Below are 18,243 nucleotides of genomic sequence, written 5' to 3'. Positions count from 1 at the left end.
GGCTACCCGGCTACCCGGCTACCCGTACATGCTCAGGAGGTCCTCCGCCGACAGTTCCGCCGTCGCCTCGCCCGGGGCGCCGCCGGGCATCGGGAGCGGAAGTTCGAACCAGACCGTCTTGCCCCGGTGGGTGCGCCGGGTGCCCCAGCCGGCCGAGAGCAGGCCGACGAGCTGGAGGCCCCGGCCGCCCTCGTCGGTGTCGCGGGCGCGGCGGCGGCGGGGCTGGGCGAGGTTGGCGTCCCAGACCTCGCAGACCAGGGTGCGGTCGAGGAGCAGCCGGAGCCGGATCTCGCCCTCCCCGTAGCGCAGGGCGTTGGTGACGAGCTCGCTGACGAGCAGTTCGGTGGTGTCGAGCAGCCCTTCCAGGCCCCAGCCGGGGAGCTTGGCGCGGGCCAGTTCTCGGGCCCGGCCCACCGAGCGGGCCTCGCGGGGCAGCTGCCAGTCGCCGACGGCTTCGACGGGCAGCCCCTGGACCCGGGCCATCAGCAGGGCGATGTCGTCCTCGCCGTGGCGGGTGTGCAGGGTGTCGAGGACGTGGTCGCAGACCTCTTCCAGCGGCCGGGCCGGGTCGGCGACGGCGCCGCGCAGGCCGCGCAGCCCCTCCTCCAGGGGGTGGTCGCGGGATTCGACGAGGCCGTCGGTGTAGAGGGCGAGCAGGGCCCCTTCGGGGAGTTCGACCTCGACCTCCTCGAAGGGTTCGCCGCCGACGCCGAGCGGCATGCCGGTGGGGATCTCCAGCAGCAGGCCGGGGCGGGGTTCGGCGCCGTCCTCGGCGGGTTCGACGAGGACGGGCGGCATGTGGCCGGCGTTGGCGATGGTGCAGCGCCGGGTCACCGGGTCGTAGACGGCGTAGACGCAGGTGGCGAGGTAGACCTCGGAGCGGTCGGCGTCGCGGGAGTGCAGGGCCGAGCGGGAGGCCTGCTGGGCGCCGCCGGGTGCGCCGAGGCCGCGGGCGACCTCGTCGAGGGCGCTGAGGACCTCGGCGGGTTCCAGGTCCAGGAGCGCGAGGGTGCGTACGGCGGTGCGCAGCTCGCCCATGGCGACGGCGGCGCGCAGGCCGCGGCCCATGACGTCGCCGACGACCAGGGCGGTGCGGTGCCCGGGCAGTTCGATGACGTCGAACCAGTCGCCGCCGACCTCGGTGGCGGCGTTGCCGGGGAGGTAGCGGCAGGCGATGTCCAGGCCGGCGGCCTCCGGGTCGCCGGGGGGCAGCAGGCTGCGCTGGAGGATGAGCGCCCGTTCGTGTTCGCGCCGGTAGAGGCGGGCGTTGTCGATGCAGACGGCGGCCCGGGCGGCGAGTTCGACGGCGACGGCCCGGTCCCGTTCGCCGAAGGGCTCGCTGCCCTTGGTGCGGGAGAACTGGGCGAGGCCGACGACGGTGTCGTGGGCGACCATCGGCACGATCAGGGTGGACTGGACGAGGTCGTCCGATCCGCCGCCCTCGATCAGCCGGGTCCGCGCGGTGCGCAGGGCGACGGCTCCGGGGGAAGCGGCCGGGTAGCGGTGGGTCTCGCCGACGGAGACGAGTGCGCCCGGGCCGGAGAGGGGGGCGTCGGAAACGGCGGAGGCGAAGGCCACGCGGCGCAGCGGGGCCGAGGGGGCGCGCCGGACGCCCTGCCCGGGCAGGGTGGGCAGGCCGGGGCCCTGGGGGCGGGCGGGGCGGTCGTCGTCGCCGAGCAGGAGCCCTTCGTAGAGGTCGACGGCGGCCAGGTCGCAGAAGCCGGGGACGGTGACGTCGAGGAGTTCGCGGGCGGTGGTCTCCAGGTCGAGGGAGTTGCCGATGCGGTGCCCGGCCTCGTTGAGGAGGGCGAGGTTGCGGCGGACGCCGGCGGCCTCGCGGGCGGCGAGGTGGCGGCGGGTGACGTCGGTGCCGAGGCCGGCGATGCCGATGGGGCGGCCGGTGCCGCCGTGGACCCGGTAGAGGTTGATGGACCAGTGCCGGTTCTCGCGGCTGCCGGGGGCGGCGCCGGTGATCCGCAGGTCGGTGACGGATTCGCCGGTCTCCAGTACCCGGCGCAGGGCGGTCGCCATCCGGTCGGCCTCGTGTGCGGGCAGGTAGTCGTGGACGGTGCGGCCGCGGTGCTCCTCCACGGCTCCGCCGAACACGGTGGCGAAGCGGCGGTTGGCGCGCTGCACGGTGAGGTCGGTGCCGAAGAGCAGGAAGCCGAACGGAGATTGGCCGAATATGGCCTGCGAGGCGGCGAGGTCGGATTCGATGCGGCGCAGTGCGCGCACGTCGACCACGACGCAGAGCGCGGCCCGTTCGCCGGTCTCGGTCTGGGTGGGCATCACGTAGATCTCGGCGACGCCGTGCGCGCCGTCGCCGCCGGGGATCCGGAAGGGGACCAGGCCGGTCCATTCCTTGCCGTCGAGGATCTCGGCGACCCTGCGGTGCCCGCCGTCGCGCAGCTCGGGCGGCATGAAGGCGTCGACGGGGTCGCGTCCGACGGCCTGGGCTGCGGGAAGTCCGAACAGCTCCTCGGCGCGCAGGCTCCACTGGTCGACCAGCCCGTCGGGACCGATCGAGAAGGACGCCACCTTTATGTAGTCATATATCGAGCCAGGCGGACTGCTGTGCCACAAGGAGTCGTGCCACGACTCCCCGGGCACGCGGGTCTGATGTGCCTGCGCAGGTATCTCGCTCACGCGACCGTCCCCTCCAGCTCACCGCAACCGGACCGGCCATGACCGAAGTATTCAGCACCACGGCCCCGTACGGCACGGCGTTCACGATCACAAAAGGGTCCCGTTGTTTTCCGGCCACGCCCGGTGGTCATCCCAGACGCGTTCCGGGAGACCCCCTGCCGCCCTTCATCTTGTTACTCACCAGGAAGAGCCAACTCGAACCACACGGTTTTCCCCGACTTTCCGTGCCGGGTGCCCCAGCGGCGCGCGGAGACGGCGACGAGGTGCAGTCCGCGCCCGCCCTCGTCGTCGGGTTCGGCGACCTTCTCGCGGGGCGGATCCGGAAGCGGATCGGAGACTTCCACGAGCAGGGCCGGGCCGCCGGAGAGGCCCGGAACGGCGGGATTGCGCCGCTCCAGGCGGACTCCGATGGGGCCCGAGGCGTAGCGCAGGGAGTTGGTCACCAGCTCACTGACCAGCAGGACGGTCACATCTCCGACGGCGTCCAGGCCCCAGGAGCGGAGGGCGCCGCGCACGGCGTGGCGGGCGGTGCGGACGGCACCGGGCTCGGCGGGGAAGGCCCACTCGGCACATTCACCGTCTGTGTCGATCACGCCGATCACTTCCCGGGCCACCAGCGACCCCAGTCAGGTTCGTCGGGGACGAATGGGGGACGAGATAGGGACTAATAGCGACATACCCGATATTCGGGGCGTCGTACCACCCGATCCCCCGCCCACGGGCGCACTGTGGCGCAGACGGCCTAGAACGGGAGCGTCACGCGCCCCGGTGCGCCCCGTCCGCTCCCTGGCCGGCGAGCCTGCGGCCCGCCTCGGCGACGAAGGGCCGGTCCTGGTCGAGCCAGTCGACGGAGTCCAGCTCGTGCGGGCCCAGCCAGCGCAGCTCGTCGTGGTCCTCCAGCGGGGCGGGATCACCGGAGAGCAGCCGGGCGGTCCACACGTGCAGGACCAGGCCGGGCTTCAGCGGCCACTCCCCCGGGATCCGCTCCAGCGCCTCGGTCTCGACGCCGAGCTCCTCGCGGAGCTCGCGGACCAGCGCCTCGGGCACCGTCTCGCCCGGCTCGGCCTTGCCGCCGGGCAGTTCCCAGCGGCCGGCGAGCTCCGGGGGTGCGCTGCGGCGGGCCGCCAGCAGGCGCCCGTCATGACAGAGGGCTCCGCCCACGACCACGCGTACAGTCATGGACGGAGCCTATGCCAGGCCCTGTGCGGACCTTCAATTCCTGCTCGTGGCGGCCGGGCTGCTGTCCGCCTGCCCGATCCGCTCGACCCAGTAGAGCTGCTTGTGGCCCCGGTCCTCGAAGCCGTCGACGACCTTCTGGGCCTCGGCCCGGGTGGCGTACCGGCCCACCCGGTAGCGGTTGCCGTTGTCGTCCTGACGTATGACCAGCCATGGAAGCAGGGCACCGCTGTCGTTCATCGCGCTCCACCCTCCGCCGATGTTCCTGCCCAGGAAACCGCATTGCGCATATGCCCGAGCTTACGCCCGACCTTCACTGAGCGGATACGGGTTTTCACGAAGAGGTACCTGGGGGGCGTACGCATCCGGCCAGGCGTGCGAAAGCGCCGCCGGAGCTCCCTTCCGAGCCCCGGCGGCGCCTGAGAACGCCCCGGTCAGCGCACGGGCAGGTGGTACGAGAGCCGGTAGCGGTCGGCCGGGACGACCACATCGGCCGTCTCCACGGCCCGCCCCGACGCGTAGTACGTCCGCGTCACCACCAGCACCACGTGCCCCGGCACCCCGCCGAGCGCCATGTTCTCCTCGGCCAGCCCCGGACGCGCGCCGACGTCCTCGACCACGTTGTCCACGACCACGTCGATCGCGGCCATCCGGTCGACCACCCCCGAGCCGCCCAGCGGACCCTCCTCCGGCAGCATCACCGGGGTCCGGCCGGTCACGGAGAGCGGCTCCCAGGAGGTGGAGAGCATCATCGCCTCGCCCGCGTCGCGGAAGACGTAGCGGGTCCGCATGACCCGGTCCCCCGGCTCGATGCCCAGCCGCTTCGCGATGTCCGCCGGCGCCGCCGCCTGCTCGCTGCTGGACTCCCACGTGCCGTGCACGCCGGACTCCGCCTGCTCCTGCCGGAACGGCGTCGACGCCCCGCCCGTGCGGTAGCCGGAGCGGGCGACCCGGCGCGGGACGGGCTGCTCGCGCACGTACGTGCCCGACCCGGAACGGCCCTCGACCAGGCCCTCCGCCATGAGGACCTTGCGCGCCTCCAGCGCGACGGTGTCGGAGACCCCGTACTCCTCGCGGATCCGGGCCTGGGAAGGGAGCCGGGTGTGCGGGGGCAGGGACCCATCGACGATCTTCCGCCGCAGATCCCCGGCGACGCGAAGATAGGCCGGCTGCTCACCGAAAGTCACGGGCCACTCCCATCAGGTTGACAGACAGCTACACCCTGGCAACCGACTGTTGAGCTGTGCAAGTGCGGGCCAGAGTTTCACCCGATGTGATGAAGCCTGGTCACTCAAACCCATTACCGGGCGTTACCTCCAAGGCCCTCACGCCGGCCCTCAGGCCGACCTCCGCCCGGCCCTCAGGCCGCGCCCGACGAGGGACCCCGCCCCGGCCCCGTCTGGGCCCCCCGGAGCCACTCCGGAACCCGCGTCGACAAACCGTAGGCCCCCCGCAGCGCCTTCTCCGACTCCGTCGTCAGCGCGCCCTCCGCCGCGTCCCACGCCTGCCGGAAGTCGGACGGCCGCACCGCCCGCTCCGCCCGCTGCCACGCCGTGCGCGCCGCCGCCAGCTCCTTCAGCCGGACCCCCGCCTCCGGATGCGCGGCCTCGGCGTCCCGCAGCACCCGCTCCTGCGCGCCCAGCGCCTCGTCCACCTCCCGCGCCCACGTGCGGTACTCCGGCAGCGCCTCGTCCAGCTCCCGCTCGGGGGCGCGCCCCACCGCCCCGTCCGCCGCGTTCAGGGCGGTCAGCAGGGTGACCTGTTCGGGCGTCAGCATCCCCGCGTCCTTGCGCAGGCTCCCCCGGTGCTCCTGCCCCGAGGTGCCGATCACGCACATCAGCCGGTGGTCGCCCGCCCGCCAGGAGTCCCGGGTCGGCGCGAAGTAGTACATCTCCGCGTAGTCGGGCAGCGCCCACGCGTCCATCGCGTACGCGTCCTGCGCCTTCCAGCACGTCTCCGTGGCACTGTCCTTGAGCTTCGAGGCGCCCGGGAAGCCGCCGGGGCCGAGCGTCACCGCGGAGGTCACCTCGGCGTCGTGCACCTGCGCGCAGTCCGTCCGGTAGGTGAAGGGGGTCTCGGCGAGCAGGTCCCCGCCGGGGACGTTGAAGCAGTCGCCCGCCCGCAGCCGGCCCATGTCGGTCAGCTGGCCCTCGACCTGCTCCGGCTCGGGGCGCGAGCCCAGGTGCTCCAGGAACGGCCGGGTGTAGCTCGTCAGGCCGTACAGCAGCACGGCCGACGTCACCAGGGAGACCGCCAGGCCGACGACCGCCAGCGCCCGGCCCCGCTCGCCCCTGCGCCGGATCTGCACCAGCGCGACCAGGCCGAAGACCACCCCGAGCGGCGGGAAGCAGAGCAGCCCGACCAGCAGCGAGGCGAGGGCGAAGCCGTTGAGCGGGGGCGGCCCGGCCTGCCCGGGCGGCGGCCCCCACCCCGGCCGCGGCGACGGCGGCGGCCAGGAGTGGCCGGGGCCGGCGGAGCTGGGCGGCTGCGGGGGCGGGGTGCTCACGGGGCGGGGTGCTCCATCACGGGGCTCGGACGGGTGCGCTCGGACGGCTGCGCGCGTACGGCCGTGCGCGTACGGAGCCGCGCGAACGGCTGCCCGAAATAGTACGCAGCGGGGGCGACCGAGCCCTCGGTCGCCCCCGCGTTCACCGCGCGGACCCCACGGGTCGCGCGCCCCTCGGACCCGGGCGGGTCAGAACTGCAGCGCCCAGGAGTCGATCTTTCCGGTGTCGGCGGCCGCGTTGTCGCTCACGCGCAGCTTCCAGACCCCGTTGGCCACCTCGGAGGAGGCGTTGACGGTGACCGTCTTGACGATGTCGTCCGCGCTGCCGCCGGTGCGGTTGTGCAGGTTGTAGAGGGTGCCGTCGGGGGCGACCAGGTCGACCTTCAGGTCGCCGATGTAGGTGTGCTTGATGTCCACCGACACGCCCAGCGTCGCGGGCGCGTTGCCGGAGACCCCGCTGACGGTGATCGGGGAGTCGACCGTCGCGTTGTCGCCCACGGCGTAGTCGGCGGTGTTCTCGAAGCGCGGACCGCTCGGCGGGGTGGTGCCGGCGCCCACGTTCAGCAGCCGGTTGGGCGATCCGCTGCCGGGGCCGGTCACCACGTTCGGGGTGGCCGCCGCGACCAGGGCGTCACGGACCTGCGCCGGGGTGCTCGACGGGTTCTGCGAGAGGTAGAGGGCGGCCGCGCCCACCACGTGCGGGGTGGCCATCGAGGTCCCGGAGATGGTGTTCGTCGCGGTGTCGCCCGTGCCCCACGAGGAGGTGATGGAGGAGCCCGGCGCGAAGACGTCCAGGACCGAGCCGTAGTTGGAGTAGCTCGCCTTCGCGTCGGTGTTCGTGGTCGCGCCGACGGTGATGGCCTCGGCCACCCGCGCCGGGGACTTGGTGGAGGCGTCGGTGGACTCGTTGCCGGCCGCGACGCCGTAGGTGATCCCGGACGCGATGGAGTTGCGCACGGCGGTGTCGAGCGCCGAGTCGGCCCCGCCGCCCAGCGACATGTTGGCCACGGCGGGCTTCACCGCGTTGCGGGTCACCCAGTCGATGCCCGCGACCACCTGGGCGGTGGTGCCGGAGCCGTTGTTGTCGAGCACGCGGACTCCGACGATCTTCGCCTTCTTGGCGACGCCGTAGGCGCCGCCCGCGACGGTCCCGGCGACGTGGGTGCCGTGGCCGTGGCCGTCCTGGGCGGTGTTGTCGTTGTCGATGGCGTCGTAGCCGTAGGAGGCGCGGCCGCCCAGGTCCTGGTGGGTGATCCGGACGCCGGTGTCGATGATGTAGGCCGTCACCCCCTCGCCGGCCTTGTCCGGGTAGGTGTAGCTCTGGTCGAGGGGCAGGGCGCGCTGGTCGATGCGGTCCAGGCCCCACGACGGCGGGCCGGGCTGGGTGGCGTCGACGGTGAAGACGCGGTTCTGCACGACGGACGTGACGGCCGGGTCGGCCGCGAGCTTCCTCGCCTGCGCCTCGGAGAGCTCGACGGAGTAGCCGTTGAGGGCGGCGCTGTAGGTCCGGTCGATCCGCGCGCCGTACCGCTTGGCGACGGCCCTGCCGCTGTCGGCGGTGGAGCGGGCGGCGGAGTCCTTCAGGGTCACGATGTAGCTGCCCGGGACGGACCCGGTGGCGCCCGCGTTCTCGATGACGCCCTGCGGGCCGCCGTCGGCCGCCGAGGCGGGTAAGGCCGCGGCCGCGCCCAGGGCGAGGGCTGCGGCGGCGATCGCGCTGATGCCGGCGGTCTTCCGGCGGGTGTGACGCGTCACGGACATGTGAGGGGTCCTCCTCATCGGCGGTGCGCTGCGTGGGGGTCGGGGCGGGGGCCGGAGGGCGCACGGCATCGCAAAATCACCATGCTCATGTCAATCAGGAGCCCAACGGGCCGCCGTCCCAAAAAGGTTGACCCACCCGTGCGCCATCCCACAAGAGCCCCATGGAGGCGTAACATCCGTGCCATACGACGGCCATGAACGAGCAAAGGTGCTCCGCACATGACGCACGCACTTCCTGGTTACCTCTGCTCCGAGGACGGCACGCGCGCGGACGTCCGGACCGCCCCCTGGTGCTGCCCCGTCTGCGGCGGGCCCTGGGACCTCGACTTCACGCCGGATCCGGCCATCGCGCTGGAGCCGGCGGCGGGCCCGCACTCGCTGTGGCGGTACGCGCCGGCCCTGCCGCTGCCGGGGGCGTTCTCGGTCACCCTCTCCGAGGGGCACACCCCGCTGATCCCGCTCGGGGAGCGGGTTCACGCCAAGCTCGACTTCCTGATGCCGACCCTGTCCTTCAAGGACCGGGGCGCGGTGATGCTCGCGGAGCTGGCCCGGCGGCTGGCCCCGGAGCGGGTGGTCGCGGACAGCAGCGGGAACGCGGGGACCTCGGTGGCGGCGTACTGCGCGCGGGCCGGGCTGAGTTGTGAAGTTTTCGTGCCCGAGGGCACCTCGGAGAAGAAGACCGGGCAGATGCGGGCGCACGGGGCGGCGGTACGGACCGTGCCGGGCGGCCGCGAGGCCGCCGCGGAGGCCGCCCGGGCGGCGGCGGACGGGCCCGGGGTCTTCTACGCGAGCCACGTCTTCAACCCTTACTTCCTGCACGGCACGAAGACGTACGCGTACGAGGTCTGGGAGGCCCTGGGCGGCCGGCTCCCCGAGGTGCTCGTCGTCCCCGTCGGCAACGGAACGCTGCTGCTGGGCGCGGCACTGGCGGTGGAGGAGCTGGCCCGGCGCGGGGTACGGGCGCCGGCGCTGGTCGGGGTGCAGGCGGAGGCGGTGTCGCCGCTGGCGGCGGCGTTCGCGGCGGGGGCGGAGGAGGCGGAGCCGGTGGAGCAGCGGCCGACCCTCGCGGAGGGCATCGCGATCCCGGCGCCGCCGCGGGCCCGGCAGATCCTGGCGGCGGTCCGCAAGTCGGGCGGCACGGTCCTGACGGTCTCCGACGCCCGGATCCGCGAGGCCCAGCGGGACCTGGCCCGCCGGGGCCTGTTCGTGGAGCCGACGGCCGCCGCCTGCTGGGCGGCGGTGGGCCCCGGCGCCCCCTCCGACCCCCTCCAGGGCCGCACGGCGGTCCTCCCCCTGTGCGGGGCGGGCGCGAAGTCGGGCCTGGCCCCCTGATCCGGCCCGCGCGGCGTTCGCCCCGGAAAACGGGAAACGGGAAAGGGCGGGGCGGGGAGACGGTTCCGCGCAGCGGCACCCGCACCCGCACCGTCCACGTCGGAAAACCGCCAGCCGACCCCGTCGGCATCTGCTGAACTACCCCCATGACCACCGCACATGACAAGGCCGCCGCCTTCACCGCCCTGCACACCCCCGCCGCCCCCCTCGCCCTCGCCAACGCCTGGGACGTCGCCGGCGCCCGGATCGTCGAGGCCGCCGGCGCCCCGGCCGTGGCCACCACCAGTGCCGGGGTCGCCTGGTCCCTCGGTTCTCCCGACGGCGACGCCCTCGCGCGGGACCGGGCCCTGGACCTGATCGCCCGCGTCGCCTCCGCCGTCTCCGTCCCGGTCACCGCCGACATCGAGGGCGGCTTCGCCGCCGACGCCGCCGGGGTCGGGGAGACCGTCGCCGGCGTCCTCGCCGCCGGCGCGGTCGGCATCAACATCGAGGACGGCACCCGCGCCCCCGCCGAACACGCCGAGCGCCTGGCCGCCGCCCGGGCCGCCGCCGACGCCGCCGGGGTCCCGCTGTACGTCAACGCCCGCGTGGACACGTACCTCTTCGGCCTCGGCGAGGCCTCGGCCCGCCTCGACGAGACCCTCGCCCGCGCCTCCGCCTACCTCGCCGCCGGCGCGAGCGGCGTCTTCGTCCCCGGGGTCACCGACCCCGCCGTGATCGCGGAGCTCGCCAAGGGCATCGACGCCCCGCTCAACGTCCTCGCCGGCCCCGGCGCCCCCTCCGTCGCCGAGCTCGGCGCCCTGGGCGCGGCCCGGGTCAGCCTCGGGTCCTGGGTGGCGGAGGCCGCGTACGCCGTCGTCCGCCGCGCCACCGAGGAGCTGCTCTCCGGCGGCACCTACGGCCCGCTCGCCGGCGCCCTCCCGTACGGCGAGCTGAACGCCCTGCTCAAGGGCTGAGATACCGAGAAGCGTGCATGGGCCACCGTCCGTAGGATCCGGTCATGAGCACCTCGATACCGGCCGGGCCGAAGGCGGCGGCGGGCGCCCCCCGGCGCGGCACCGGCGGCGCCGTGTGGACCGCCCTCGCCCTCGTGTACGTCGTCTGGGGCTCGACCTACCTCGGTATCCGGATCGTCGTGCAGACCATGCCGCCGTTCCTCTCGGCCGGTGCCCGCTTCATCACCGCCGGGCTGGTCCTGGCCGGCATCGTCGCCTGGCGGTACGGGCCCTCGGCGCTGCGCGTCACCCGCGCGCAGCTCGGCTCGACGCTGCTGGTCGGCCTGCTGCTGGTGCTCGGCGGCAACGGCCTGGTGGTGCTGGCCGAGACCTCGGTGCCCTCGGGTCTGGCGGCACTGCTGGTGGCGGCGGTGCCGATGTGGGTGGTGGTGCTGCGGGCGGCCACCGGGGACCGGCCGCCCGGGCGCACCCTGGCCGGGGTGCTGGTGGGGATCGCGGGGCTGGCGGTGCTGACCAGCCCGGGGCTGAGCGGGGAGGTCCGGCTGTCGGGCGTACTGCTGGTCCTGGCGGGCTCCCTCGCCTGGTCGCTGGGCTCCTTCTCGGCGGGGCGGCTGCCGCTGCCGGGGAACCCCTTCACCGGCAGCGCGTACCAGATGCTGTGGGGCGGGGTCGCCCAGGTGCTGGTCGGGCTGGCGCGCGGCGAGCAGCGGGGGCTGGATCCGGCCTCCTTCTCCACCGCCTCCTGGCTGGCCCTGGGCTACCTGGTGCTGATCGGCTCGGTGGTCGGGTTCACCGCGTACGCGTGGCTGCTCCAGGCGGCCCCGCTGTCGCTGGTGTCCACGTACGCGTACGTCAACCCGGTGGTGGCCGTGGTGCTGGGCGCGCTGATCCTGGACGAGGCGCTCACCCTGCCGATCGTGCTCGGCGGCGCGGTCGTGGTGGCGGGGGTGGGCGTGATCGTCAGCACCGAGCGGCGGAAGTAGCGCCGGCGGCCGCCGGGGCCGCGCCTCAGCCCCGGGCCGCCGCCTCGTAGAGGGCCTTGGCCTTCTCGTCGTACAGGGCCGCCGTGGAGTCCACGTCGGTGTCGCCGCCGCTGAGCACCCCGATGAGCCGTCCCGGCTGGCCCGTGCCGCCGCGGTCGGCGATCCAGGGGCTGCCGCTGGTGCCCGTCCAGAAGCCCGCGCAGCTGATGTAGAGCATGTCGGGGTCGTCGGTGTCGTGGCGGGTCTGGGTGGTGCAGGAGACCGGCTTGTTCTGCGGGTTGTGGTCGGACTCGGGGTAGCCGACGACGGTGACCTCGCGCTCGTAGCCGGAGGTCCAGTCCGCCTTGGGCGCCTCGCCCTGCCCGACCCGCTGCTGGAGGCTGCGCCCCTCCCCGTCCGGTTCGATGGTGAGGAAGGCGAAGTCGGCGGTCTCGTCGCCCCATTTCGTCCAGCGGTCGTCCACGTGGATGGAGCGGACCTTCCACACCCCGAGGGGCCGGTTGCCCGCGCCCTCGCCGGAGAAGGCGGGGGCGAAGGAGAGCTCGCCGATGGCGAGCCCGTCGTGTGCCACCTCGCCGGGCCGGCCGTCCTCGCCGGCGGGGGCGACGCAGTGCGCGGCGGTCGCGACGACGTTGCCCTTGGGGCTGTCGACCACGCTCGCCGTGCACCAGTGCTCGCCGTTGGCCATGAGCACGCCGACGGTGGGGAAGGGGTGCACCGGCTGCTCGCCGGACGCCCCGAGGAGGACGGCGGCGCACGCCGCCACGATCCCCGCGGCGGCCAGCGCGGTGGCCCCCTTCACCACCGGGCTCATCGCACGCCGGGGTCGGGGGTCGGTGCCTGCATCACCTTGCTGATCCACTCCAGGGAGCCCTCCCTCATGCCACGTACGTACGATTTTCCGTTGTGCTCACCATCCTGGATCACCTGGAGCCGGGTGTGCACGGGGCCCCTGCCGTACTCCTTCATGAACTTCTCGGCCAGATCCCGGCCGCTCTCCTTGGTGCCGATCTGGAAGTTGACGTAGACGTCGGGTCCACCCTCCCTGATCAGCTTCTCGGCGAGCTTCTCGGGGTTGTTCTCGTCCATCGCCTGCCGGTTGCCCTTCCACAGCGGGGAGTCGGGGACGAAGTCGACTCCGCTCGCGATGACCGCCTTGAAGCGGTCGGGGAACTGCAGGACGTCCTTGAAGGCGCCGAAACCGCCCGAGGAGGAGCCCATGAAGGCCCAGCCGTCGCGGGAGGTGAAGGTGCGGAAATTGGCCCGTGTGAAATCCGGGACGTCATCGGCCATCCAGGTGCCCATCTTGGGCTCTCCGGGGATGTCGGAGCCGTCGTAGTGGTGCTTGGTGTCGGCGTTGATCACCGGCATGACCAGGATGAAGGGGAGGCTGGTGCCCTTCTTGACCCCGTCGATCACGGCCTGCTGGAGGCCGAGGCCGGGGCCCGTGCCCCAGTAGTTCTTGGGGTAGCCGCGGCCGCCGGGCAGGGAGATCAGGACCGGGAAGCCGCTCTTGGCGTACCGGGGGTCGTCGTACTCCTTGGGGACCCACACCCACACGTCACCCGTGAACCCGGACTTCTTGCCGGTCAGGGTGGTCATGGCGATCTGCGTACCGTCCGGGAGGCGGCTGGTGCGCACGAAGTCCGACTTGGGGCCGGTGGGCATCAGCACCCCCGGGCGGATGTCCTCGGCCGCGGCCGACTCCTGGATCTTCCCGAAGGAGACGGGGTCTCCCATGTCCGAGAAGAGGCCGAACTCGTACGCCGCGCCGGCCCCGGCGGCGAGGAGGAGGGCGAGCCCTCCGCCGATGAGGATCTGGCGCTTGCTCGGGCGGCGCCCGGGGCGGCGGCCGCCCCCGGTCGCGGGGCCGCCGTCGCCGCCTTGCTGGTCATGCTGCACGGATTCGTTCCCGTTCCTTCTCCGGCGCCCTGGTTGGGCGCGGGTCGGACCGATAGGTCCCCCTTTTCGCTTCTACAGAGGTGTCAACGACCGTAGGGGTTGCCTGGGACCGGGGCGACGTGGCGAGGGCCACGTGGCGGACGCCTGTACGGACGCCTCGTGCGGCGGCGTCCGGGGCGGGGAACGCGACGGGCGGCTCAGCCGGTGGCCTCGGGCTTCGGACCCTTGAGGACCTTGCTGACCCACTCCAGCGAGCCCTCCTTCATGCCGCGGACGTAGTGCCAGCCGTTGTGCTCGCCGTTCTGGATGTCCCGGATGGTCGTCTTGACGGGGCCCTTGCCGTACTGCTGGACGAATTTCGTCATCCGGTCCTTGCCGGACTCCTTGGTCCCGATCTGGAAGTTGATGTAGACGTCCGGGCCGCCCGCCTTGATCAGCTTGTCGGCGAGCCTCTCGGGGTTGTTCGCGTCCATCTCCGCCTGGTGGCCCTTCCAGAGCGGGGAGTCCGGGACGATCTCGCCGCCGCTGGCGATCACGGCCTTGAAGCGGTCCGGGTACTGCAGGAGCGTCTTCATGCCGACGAAGGCGCCGGAGGAGGAGCCCATGAAGGCCCAGCCGTCGCGGGACTTGTACGTACGGAAATTGGCGCGGGCGAAGTCCGGGACGTCCTCGGCGATCCAGGTGCCCATCTTGGGCTGGCCGGGTATGTCGGCGCCGTCGTAGTAGTACTTGTTGTCCGGGTTGAGCACCGGCATGATCACGACGAAGGGCAGGCTGGTCCCGGCCTGGACGCCCTCGCTGATGGCCTTCTGGAGGCCGAGGCTGCGGTCGGACCAGTAGTTGGCGGGGAAGCCGTTGCCGCCCGGGAGGGCGATGAGGACCGGGAAGGCGCTCTTGGCGTACTTCGGGTCGTCGTACTCCTTGGGGGCCCAGACCCAGACGTCCCCCTCGAAGCCCGACTTGGCTCCGGCGAGGCGGGTCTTGGCGATGATCGTGCCGTCGTCGAGCTTGGTGGTCTGCTTGAAGTCCGACCGGGGCCCGGCGGGCAGCTGCACGTCCGGGTCGCCGGTGGGGGTGGGCGAGGCGGAGGGGCTCGCGCCCCGCTTCGGGGCGCCCCCGTCCGCGGCGGCGGCGGGCGGATGGTTCTTGCCGAAGCTCACGGCCTGGCCGTTGCCGTCGAACCACTCGTTCTTGTAGGCGGCGAAGCCCCCGCCGCCGAGGAGCAGCGCGCCGGCGACGCCCGCGCCGATCCATATCGCGCGCCGCGACTTCTGAGGGTGCTGATCCACGAACTTCGCTCCGAACGGTCTCGGCTGCCCGGGTCGGGAGGCAGCGCAACGGACATCCCCTTGGTTAGTCCTGATGCGCGAATTCTGTGGATCGTTCCAAATCTTTGCAAAAACGTGCCGCGAACTTCAGCTTTCGACTCGCTCACTTCAGCTCGTCGAGTACCTCCGCGCACCGCCCCAGCAGGGCCACGAGCTGCTCGCGCTCCTCCGCGGTGAAGGCCTCGGCGAGCGCCCGCTCCACGCGCACGGCGCCCGTGTCCGCGAGCTCCATCGCGGCGCGGCCCTCCGGCGTGAGCCGGGTCTCCAGCACGTTGCGGTGCCACTCGTGCGGGGTCCGCTCGACGAGCCCGCGCTCGTGGAGGTTCTTCAGGACGGTGTTCATCGTCGGCGCGGTGACCCCGCAGAGCCGGGCGAGGGCCGCGGCGGAGATGCCCGGCTTCTCGGCGAGCCAGAGCAGGGCCGCGTACTGCGGAACCGTTACTGCGGCCGGCTTGCAGGCGGTGGTCTTCGCCGCGAGGAGCGCCTGCTCGGCGCGCTTGACGTGCGAGCCGATGCGCTCCTCGGGGGGCATGGAGGTCATGACGGCATCTTATGGCCCCACCCTCCTCCCCCTTCGAACCTTGCCAATCATTAGAACTCTAATTACTCTTCGAACTCACCCACCAAGAAGGATGCACCCATGCGCAAGCTGTCATACGCCCTGCCCGTAGCCGCCTTCCTGGCCCTGACCACGGCGCTCACCACCGGCGCCGCCCCGGGCCCGGCGCGCGTGTCGACGGCGTTCACCCTGCCCGGCGCGAAGGTCTACCCCGAGGGCATAGCCGCCGACGCCCGCACCGGCACGGTGTACGTGGGCTCGTACGCCGACGGCACCGTCTACCGCGCCCGCCCCGGCGCCCGCACCGCCGAGGTGTTCCTGCCCTCCGGCACCGACGGCCGGCACACGGCCAACGGCCTGCGCGTCGACGCCCGGGGCCGCCTGTGGGTCACCGACTCCACGGTCGGCGTCTCGGTCTACGACCCGGCGACCGGCACCCGCCTGGCCCACTTCGAGGCGGACCCGGCCACCCCGCACTTCATCAACGACCTGACCATCACCCCGGACGGCACCGCCTACCTGACGGACAGCGTCCGCGCGGTGATCTACCGCGTCACCCCGGCCCAGCTGCGCGCCGGCTCGGGCACCCTGACGGTCGGCTACGACCTGAGCCGGCAGGTCACCCCGCCGCCGCCCGGCAAGTTCACCCTCAACGGCATCACCTCCGACGCGGCGGGCCGCTACCTCCTGGCGGTGGACATGACCGCCGGGGAGCTCCACCGCGTCGACCTCGCCACGGGCGCCCTCAGCCGGGTCACCCTCACGGGCGGCGACCTCAAGGCCGCCGACGGCCTCGACCTCTCCCCCGGCGGCACCCTCCGGGCGGCCCACAACATCAGCAACACCCTGACGCGCTGGCAGCTCACCCCGGACGGCACCCGCGCCCGCCTCCTCCACACCCTGACGGACCCGTCCCTCCAGATCCCCACCACCCTGTCCCACACCCCGACCCGCACCCTGGTGGTCCGCTCCCAGTTCGACAAGGGCGGCCCGATGACCCCGTCGACGGGCACCCCGACGACGTTCACGGTGGCGTCGGTCCGGGGGCTGTAGGCCGGGCCGCCGACACGCTGAAGGGGCCGGATCGGGCGTGTCAGTGGCGGCTGCTTCCATGGCGTCATGAGCACCGTGCACGCGACCGCCGCCCTCCTCCCCGATCCCGCCCTGCTCCGCGCCCATCTGCGCGCCCTGGCGGTGCTGGACGCCGCGATCGGTGACGATCCCCGGTTCGTCCTGTACCGGTTCGGCGCCGCCTGGGGGCCGGGGGAAGAGGCCGCGCTGATGGACAACGGCTCGGGCGACGACTTCTCCGTCCTCTTCACCCCGGCCGGCGTGCTCATACGCGGCTTCGACCACGAATCGTCGATGAGTCCGTATGCCGACGACGAGGAGCAGGTCTGGCCCGGCGTCATCGACGACGTGCCCGCCGCACTGCGCCCGCTCCTGGACGAACCCGCATTCCGCGACGAGGGCATCGACGCCCCACGGGTCACCGCCTGCCTGTGGCGGGAGACGGGCGACACCGTCTGGCGCACCGGTTCGGCCATCGACTTCCCCGCCGACAGCGAGGACCCGGACGGCTCCGGCCACCTCTTCGGCCTCCTCACCGACCGCTCCCCCGAGGCCGTCCGGGCCCACTTCGAGTACTACTACGAGCGCCCCGTCCCCCTCGACGCCATCCGCCACGTCCTCGCCGGGCACCCCCTCACCCCGGAGATCGCCCGGGCCCTCAACCCGGCGGCCCTCTCCGACGAGGCCCTGCTCGGCCGGATCTCCGCGAACCCCGAGGTCGACTCGTACCTCGCCTGTGACGGCGAGTTCGACCTCACCCGCACCGACCCCATCGAGTCGATCGCGCTGCCGGCCGGTCTGCCGGTGGAGCCCGTCGCCGGCTGTGGCGCGGGCGGGACCCACTACCTCTGCGGCCCGGCCACCCCCGGCGGCCCCCGCCCGGTCCTCTACACCGACTCGGAGGGCCGGGCCTCCCTCATCGCCGAGTCCCTCGCCGAGGCCCTGACCCTGGCCATCGTCCTGCCGTCCTGGCACGACGCCCTGGCCGGGTTCCGGCCCCCCGCCCTGGGCGCCGACTACCTGGAGGACAACCCGGACCACCCCACGGTCGCCGCCCGTCTCCTCGCCACACTCCGCCTCCCCCCGGCGACCGAAGCGCAGGTCCTGACCCGCCTGCTCACCACCGCCGCCCGCACCGTCCCGGACGGCTTCCTCCCGCACGTACCGGACGAGGAGGACGGCGCCTTCGAGCCGATGCTCGAACCGTCCGCCGGGTGACACCGAAGGGGGCCGCCACACACCGACACCGTTCGCTCCTCGGCCTGAGCCCCGGGCCGCTACCGTGAAGCCATGACCGCACTGCCCGACTGGATGCGCCCGCCGCGCGCGGAAGGCTGGTTCGCGGAGGACCTCGACCGCCTCCCCGAGGCGCCCCGCCACACCGAGCTGATCGACGGAGCACTCGTCTTCATGATGTCGCCGCAGCGGGCCTGGCACGGCCGCCTCGTCACCGGCCTGACCACCACGCTCATGGCGCAGGCACCGGCCGGCTTCGAGGTCGAGCGGGAGATGACCATCCGCCTAGACACCAGGAACCGTCCCGAACCGGACCTGCTGGTGACGACGGCCGAGTTCGACGGCGACCGTACCTGGTTCGCTCCGGAGGACGTCCAGCTCGTCATCGAGGTCGTCTCCCCGGAGTCCGCCCATCGCGACCGCACGGTGAAACTCCGCAAGTACGCAGAGGCCGGCATCCCGCACTACTGGTGCATCGAGGACGTGGACGGCGCACCCGTCGTCCACGTCTACGAGCTCGACGAACCGACCCGCGCCTACGCCCCCGCCGGCATCTTCCGCGACACCCTCCGACGTCCGGTGCCCTTCGAGATCAACCTCGACCTGGGCAGCCTCACCCCGCCCCGGACCACCTGAACCCGATCGGCAGTGGCCGGGTGACGCCGAAGGGGCCGGGCTCTTGCGAGTCCGGCCCCTTCGGGGTGTGAGGATCAGACGTTGAAGCGGAATGTCTGCGGACCGATCCTGACCTGCGGCGGAGCCCCGAGCAGGGCCCTGACCAGCCCTT

The 18,243-nt window shown here is 73.1% G+C and carries 17 protein-coding genes; 6 read left to right on the top strand and 11 right to left on the bottom strand.

Going from position 1 to position 18,243, the window contains the following annotated elements; genetic code table 11:
• Positions 1–18: 18 nt before the first annotated feature.
• The 7 genes from AB0O29_RS04515 to AB0O29_RS04485 form a co-directional block, all read right to left on the bottom strand.
• Entirely contained in the window at positions 19–2,583 is a 2,565-nt protein-coding gene (locus tag AB0O29_RS04515) for a SpoIIE family protein phosphatase (RefSeq protein WP_365146065.1), read from the bottom strand.
• A 236-nt stretch (positions 2,584–2,819) separates the two neighbouring features.
• On the bottom strand, positions 2,820–3,248 hold the full coding sequence (locus tag AB0O29_RS04510; RefSeq protein WP_365146062.1) for an ATP-binding protein: 429 nt from the start codon (positions 3,246–3,248) through the stop codon (positions 2,820–2,822).
• Positions 3,249–3,402: 154 nt separating this feature from the next.
• Positions 3,403–3,825: a (deoxy)nucleoside triphosphate pyrophosphohydrolase gene (locus AB0O29_RS04505; RefSeq protein WP_365145945.1), complete on the bottom strand. Its 423-nt coding sequence runs from the start codon at positions 3,823–3,825 to the stop codon at positions 3,403–3,405.
• Between the two features lie 33 nt (positions 3,826–3,858).
• Positions 3,859–4,062: an SPOR domain-containing protein gene (locus tag AB0O29_RS04500; protein ID WP_365145942.1), complete on the bottom strand. Its 204-nt coding sequence runs from the start codon at positions 4,060–4,062 to the stop codon at positions 3,859–3,861.
• Positions 4,063–4,256: 194 nt separating this feature from the next.
• Entirely contained in the window at positions 4,257–5,009 is a 753-nt protein-coding gene (locus tag AB0O29_RS04495; RefSeq protein WP_365145939.1) for a GntR family transcriptional regulator, read from the bottom strand.
• Between the two features lie 173 nt (positions 5,010–5,182).
• Positions 5,183–6,328 (bottom strand): DUF4190 domain-containing protein, encoded by a 1,146-nt coding sequence (locus AB0O29_RS04490; RefSeq protein WP_365145936.1) that lies wholly within the window; start codon positions 6,326–6,328, stop codon positions 5,183–5,185.
• Positions 6,329–6,517: 189 nt separating this feature from the next.
• The gene (locus tag AB0O29_RS04485; RefSeq protein WP_365145934.1) at positions 6,518–8,089 is read right to left on the bottom strand and encodes a S8 family peptidase; all 1,572 of its coding nucleotides are present in this window, start codon (positions 8,087–8,089) and stop codon (positions 6,518–6,520) included.
• A 219-nt stretch (positions 8,090–8,308) separates the two neighbouring features.
• On the opposite strand from AB0O29_RS04485, the gene AB0O29_RS04480 reads away from it, so the two are divergent.
• From AB0O29_RS04480 to AB0O29_RS04470, 3 genes are all read left to right on the top strand, one after another.
• Positions 8,309–9,421 (top strand): pyridoxal-phosphate dependent enzyme, encoded by a 1,113-nt coding sequence (locus tag AB0O29_RS04480; RefSeq protein WP_365145932.1) that lies wholly within the window; start codon positions 8,309–8,311, stop codon positions 9,419–9,421.
• A 146-nt stretch (positions 9,422–9,567) separates the two neighbouring features.
• Positions 9,568–10,377, top strand: coding sequence for an isocitrate lyase/phosphoenolpyruvate mutase family protein (locus AB0O29_RS04475; RefSeq protein ID WP_365145930.1), 810 nt, complete (start codon positions 9,568–9,570; stop codon positions 10,375–10,377).
• A 44-nt stretch (positions 10,378–10,421) separates the two neighbouring features.
• Entirely contained in the window at positions 10,422–11,360 is a 939-nt protein-coding gene (locus AB0O29_RS04470) for an EamA family transporter (protein WP_365145927.1), read from the top strand.
• A 25-nt stretch (positions 11,361–11,385) separates the two neighbouring features.
• Here the strand turns inward: AB0O29_RS04470 and AB0O29_RS04465 are convergent, their stop codons facing one another.
• The 4 genes from AB0O29_RS04465 to AB0O29_RS04450 form a co-directional block, all read right to left on the bottom strand.
• Positions 11,386–12,162 carry a trypsin-like serine protease gene (locus tag AB0O29_RS04465; protein WP_365145924.1) on the bottom strand — a complete coding sequence of 259 codons (777 nt, stop codon included), beginning with the start codon at positions 12,160–12,162 and terminating at the stop codon, positions 11,386–11,388.
• A gap of 8 nt (positions 12,163–12,170) precedes the next feature.
• Positions 12,171–13,262, bottom strand: a complete 1,092-nt coding sequence (locus AB0O29_RS04460; RefSeq protein WP_365145921.1) for an alpha/beta hydrolase-fold protein — start codon at positions 13,260–13,262, stop codon at positions 12,171–12,173.
• 197 nt (positions 13,263–13,459) lie between these two features.
• Complete coding sequence (locus AB0O29_RS04455; RefSeq protein ID WP_365145919.1) at positions 13,460–14,551, bottom strand: alpha/beta hydrolase-fold protein; 1,092 nt, start codon at positions 14,549–14,551, stop codon at positions 13,460–13,462.
• 142 nt (positions 14,552–14,693) lie between these two features.
• Complete coding sequence (locus tag AB0O29_RS04450) at positions 14,694–15,131, bottom strand: MarR family transcriptional regulator (protein ID WP_365145916.1); 438 nt, start codon at positions 15,129–15,131, stop codon at positions 14,694–14,696.
• A 99-nt stretch (positions 15,132–15,230) separates the two neighbouring features.
• On the opposite strand from AB0O29_RS04450, the gene AB0O29_RS04445 reads away from it, so the two are divergent.
• The 3 genes from AB0O29_RS04445 to AB0O29_RS04435 all read left to right on the top strand — a co-directional run bounded on the left by AB0O29_RS04445 (position 15,231) and on the right by AB0O29_RS04435 (position 18,092).
• Entirely contained in the window at positions 15,231–16,202 is a 972-nt protein-coding gene (locus AB0O29_RS04445) for a superoxide dismutase (RefSeq protein ID WP_365145913.1), read from the top strand.
• Between the two features lie 66 nt (positions 16,203–16,268).
• The gene (locus AB0O29_RS04440) at positions 16,269–17,438 is read left to right on the top strand and encodes a hypothetical protein (protein WP_365145910.1); all 1,170 of its coding nucleotides are present in this window, start codon (positions 16,269–16,271) and stop codon (positions 17,436–17,438) included.
• 72 nt (positions 17,439–17,510) lie between these two features.
• Positions 17,511–18,092, top strand: a complete 582-nt coding sequence (locus tag AB0O29_RS04435) for a Uma2 family endonuclease (protein WP_365145908.1) — start codon at positions 17,511–17,513, stop codon at positions 18,090–18,092.
• Positions 18,093–18,243: the final 151 nt, after the last annotated feature.

This window comes from Streptomyces sp. NPDC089915 (assembly GCF_040684675.1).
Taxonomy (GTDB): domain Bacteria; phylum Actinomycetota; class Actinomycetes; order Streptomycetales; family Streptomycetaceae; genus Streptomyces.
The sequence above is the reverse complement of the archived record's forward strand: the minus strand, read 5'-3'. Positions and strand labels throughout refer to the sequence as shown.